Annotated in this window: 3 protein-coding genes; all 3 read right to left on the bottom strand. The window is 66.0% G+C overall.

The annotated features are described in order from the left end of the window. Positions 1-638: 638 nt before the first annotated feature. Positions 639-1,541, bottom strand: a complete 903-nt coding sequence (locus ACIA5C_RS48570) for a hypothetical protein (RefSeq protein WP_396068189.1) — start codon at positions 1,539-1,541, stop codon at positions 639-641. A gap of 349 nt (positions 1,542-1,890) precedes the next feature. Continuing rightward, on the bottom strand, positions 1,891-2,850 hold the full coding sequence (locus tag ACIA5C_RS48565; protein ID WP_396068187.1) for a threonine/serine dehydratase: 960 nt from the start codon (positions 2,848-2,850) through the stop codon (positions 1,891-1,893). A 254-nt stretch (positions 2,851-3,104) separates the two neighbouring features. Then, positions 3,105-3,614 carry a hypothetical protein gene (locus tag ACIA5C_RS48560; RefSeq protein WP_396068185.1) on the bottom strand — a complete coding sequence of 170 codons (510 nt, stop codon included), beginning with the start codon at positions 3,612-3,614 and terminating at the stop codon, positions 3,105-3,107. Between the last annotated feature and the right edge of the window lie 556 nt (positions 3,615-4,170).

Genomic DNA, 4,170 nt, shown 5'->3' with positions numbered 1-4,170 from the left:
ATGTCACCGAACAAGCTCCTCCCAGATAGTCACCGGTGGCGCCCGACAACCGGAGCCAACCATCCACCGCTACACAAACCCCTACACACGTACTGCCAGGCCGGCTCAAGCCGTTGGCAGGCCGGCGCGGCCAAAAGCGTACGGGGCGCTGGGCCGCGACGCCCTCGCCGGCATCGTCGCCAACGCCGTGGAGCAGCGGCGTTGATGGCTGATCCCGTCAGCTTGGCCGTACCGCCGTCAACCTTCCTGTGCGGTGACGATGTGGATGCCAAGAAGGCGGTGGCTGGTCTGCTGGCCGACCTTGGCCGGCCACCGCAGCGGGTCATCGACCTCGGAGGTGTTGAGACTGCCTGGTGGCCGGGGTCATTTGTGCTCATGGTCCGTCCGCTACTCACCGCCTTGGGATCGGTCCCGTTCGGTGGCGATCGCCCAGTGAGCTATTCAGCAGGAAGGGCTGGCGGTTTCCGGTAGTCCGGTCATTTGGTCCGATCGTTTCGTAGTGCAGGAGGACGAGTGCGGGCCGCGCTCGTCCGGACTACCTGCGCATCGCGACCGTCGACGAACGACCTGAGGTCGTCAAGGAACTCGGCGCATCCCGCGAAAGGAGCTGGGACGTTCCGATGGCCGTCGCGTTCCAGTCAGCCGACGAGTAGGTCCTTCCGGGCCTGATCGAGATTGGCCCGGCGCCGCCGCGCGGCCTCGGTCCGACCCGCGAGCTGCCGCCGAACGTCTACTATCCGGTGACGGGCGTCGGCCACGTTGGCCTGGGCGCGCTTGATGTGATTACGTACGGCTAGGTCGGTGAAGATGTTGTCGAACCACACGTCCACGAACCGAGTTCCGCCGTCCACTCCGATCCGGCCGATCGGCCGAACGATCCCGACGTCAGCAAGCTCGGTCCGTAGCACCGCCAGGCACCGGTCCGCGTACGCAGCCAGCCGTGCGGCCTGATCGAGCCGGTCGTGCTTGAACGAACTGGAGATCACCCCACCGCCGAAGAACGTGTCGTACGCCGACCAACTGTCCGCGCTGCCCAGCTTCTCGGCCACAGCCTTCAGCGCCTGCGCAACCTGCCCGGCGGCCTGAGCTGCTTCGGCGAGTTCCCGTAGCTCCGCTTCGGTGCGCCCGCGTTCCTGGGCGAGGCTGATCATCTGATCGGCGACGGGACCGCCGACGGCGCGTACCCATGCTTCCTTGTCGTCGAGCGCGGCCGCGAAGCCGGCCGGCGCGTCGGCCAGTTCGGACCACCGCGCCTCGGCCTGCGCCACCTCCCGCTCGATCGCGGCGAGCCGCTGCCCGGCCTCGGCCATCCGGTACCGAGCGGCGTCGGCCTCGGCCCGCTCGCGGGCCAGCCGATCCTCCCGACGCCCAGCGCCGTGCAGCCCGGCGACCACGCGGGTCAGCGACAGCGACTCCAACTTTTCAACGTCACGCTGTTCCAGCGCATGCTGCTCGCGCAGTTCGTCGAGCTCGGCCATCAGCTCGCCCTGCCGACGGCGCAGCAGGGCCATCCGCGAGCCGATGATCTCGCGCTCACGCACTTGCTGGGCCAGGCGACAGAGTCGTTCTTCAACCTCCACACCGCAATGAGAACAGCCGTACGCAACCCCGCGCGGCAAACTGAACGGCGCTGCGAGCCTGGGGGCCCCAAGCCGTGACATCGGCGAGGTACAGACGCCCAGGCAAGATCGTGCCAATCCTTGGCGCGGGCTACGGGGCGGTGGTCAGGAGCACATTGCTGGATAAAGGGCTCCTGACCGGCCGCGGCCTACCGGCCGGGCCCGTCCGTCCCAGCAACAGCGGCGACCGGCGCACAGCTCCGGTCCCGCGACGCACGGAATGCCGATGTCCGGCTCAAGATACATCCGGGCACGGCGCGGGCCGTATTTATCAACGGACCCAACGGTAGTAAGCGTCCAAGTCGACGTTGCCGCCACAAATTATCGTGACAACATGGCGGCCAGCGAAGCGGTCCGGGTCTTCCAAGATGGCGGCAATGCCGAGAGCGGCTGACGGCTCCACGACCAGACCGGCGTGTTCCAGGAGCATCCGCATCCCCGCGACGATCGTCGCCTCACGCACGAGAACCGCATCGTCGGCTACCTGTAGAAGGTCGTCCAAGACTGCCGGGATGGGGTACCGGCCTGCCACACCGTCGGCGATGGTATGCATCGACTCGGTAGTGACGACTCTGCGCTCGCGCCAGGACAAGGCTAAAGCGGGGGCGCCGAGAGGCTGAACGCAGACCACCTCGACCCCTGGTACGAGGGCCTTCAGCACATGGCCGACACCGGTGGCCATAGCGCCGCCTCCCAGGGCAATCAGCACGGTGTCGCCGGCGGACAGAGCACCGACCAACTCCAGGCCAATGGTCGCCGCACCCTCGCAGGTCTCCACATCGAGGCTGTCCTCGACCAGCCGGATGCCACGCTGACGAGCGATGGTCACCGCTCGCTCCCGGGCCACCTCGAAGTCGCCGCCCACGAGTTCCAGGTGCGCCCCGAGGGAACGGATCCGGTCGAGCTTGATGGCCGGTGCCAAGCGCCGTGCGACCACCGTCACGTCCAACCCCCGGCGACGGCCCGACCAGCCGAGCGCCTGACCGAGGTTGCCGGCACTGGCGCACACCACCGCATCGGCGCCCTGCTCCGCCAAGCCGCTTGCGACCAGTTCCGTGCCCCGGCCCTTGAAGCTCCGCACCGGATTTGCGGTCTCCAGCTTGATGCTTACCGCGCAGCCAAACTGGCTTCCTAAGGCGTCACACCGGTATAGCGGCGAGGCAAGAAAGACCGGGTCGATCACCTCGAGGGCGGCTCGAATGCGGTCAAGATCGAGTCGGGTCTGAGCCACGCCGCACAATCTACCTACCGCATCAGCGTGGAGCGGGTGGTAGTCGTCGGGGCTGGTCGCACGCTGGCCTCAAAGCCGGCGCACGAGGTGTACCCAGCCGGGCGGCGGAACCCGGCTGGGTCTCCTTTGTCAAAGACAAACTCTCCCCGGCCGGGCGGGCATCGAGGCACGATGTCTCACGATCCGCTGTCGAAGAGAAGGGGCGGTAGACCGGGCGTGTCCCCGTAGGGTGATACGTGACGTCTGCATCTGGCTCAGCCGCAGTTGCCCCACGAGTATCGACCACCGGATGCGCCGTCGCTACCACTGGCATTGGAGATCCAAGCGTAGTAGATCACGCAGTGGCCGGCCGCGTAGCCCTGTGTTGCGGCGTAGTAAGCGTAGTTGTGATCGTCGACATAGGTCGATTGGCCGCCGGAGACTTTCACGTCAAGCCACGCACCCGTTTCGGTGGATGACCCCACGTAGAGCGACTTGATGGTGGTGACGCAGTTGTTCCCCGTGGCGCCGTTGTACATGAGATAGACATCGCCGTACTTGACGCCAGAGGTTGTCACCACGCTGCGGTGCCCGTCCGTTACGTTGCTCCAACTGCCGCCGAACTCGTTGTGACACGCCTCCTGCGGGGTGTAGGGATTCGTTGCCGCCTGTGCCGGCGAGCTGAAGCCGACCGATACCAACGCGGTCGCCACGGCGGCCATCGCGCCGAGTCGGCCATACCTCCGCACGCTTCCTGCTAGTGCGGTTCCCATCGCGATCTTCATTGCTGTACCACCCAGCTTCTCGTGTTACCGATCATGGACGTCAGTTCTGGATGCGAGGACCTATCACCGTCTTGACGCGGCGGGCTGCCCGAGGACGACACGTGTCACCGAGAGGTGGCCCAGCGAGTTGAGGGACGTACTCTTCGCATCGCGCACCAACAGTTCCCATCATAGGTATTTATCTGTCCCGTACAATATGGTGCGCGTAACAGATGCGCATGCGGCCACACCGAAGGCCACCGCCGGATGGTCGAGCACCGACGCGGCCGCCCTGTAGGCTCGCAAACCCGTTTCGGCGCCTGGCGTGCGACTCTGTGCAAGGCCAACCGTCCAGCGGTAGCCACGCTGCGTGTCACGAACGCGTCGTTGGTGAGGCGGTTGCAGCACCGACGGATTCCACTACTTGTCAGGTGACGTCTGCGGGTGCGGCACCGCGGCGCTCGTTGGACTGGATATTCGATCTGTCAAGCCCCGGGTTTGATGGAGAGTTGGTTAGCTGGTTTCTAGAGTTGCGGTGACCGGGTGGGTTATCGCGGGTACTGCCTCGTATTCGGCG

The sequence above is a fragment of the Actinoplanes sp. NPDC051343 genome, from assembly GCF_044455125.1.
GTDB lineage: Bacteria > Actinomycetota > Actinomycetes > Mycobacteriales > Micromonosporaceae > Actinoplanes.
The sequence above is the reverse complement of the archived record's forward strand: the minus strand, read 5'-3'. Positions and strand labels throughout refer to the sequence as shown.

Bases quoted from the DNA above. Each gene is read 5' to 3' on its own strand.
- ACIA5C_RS48560 (WP_396068185.1), bottom strand. From the start codon at position 3,614: ATGAAGATCGCGATGGGAACCGCACTAGCAGGAAGCGTGCGGAGGTAT.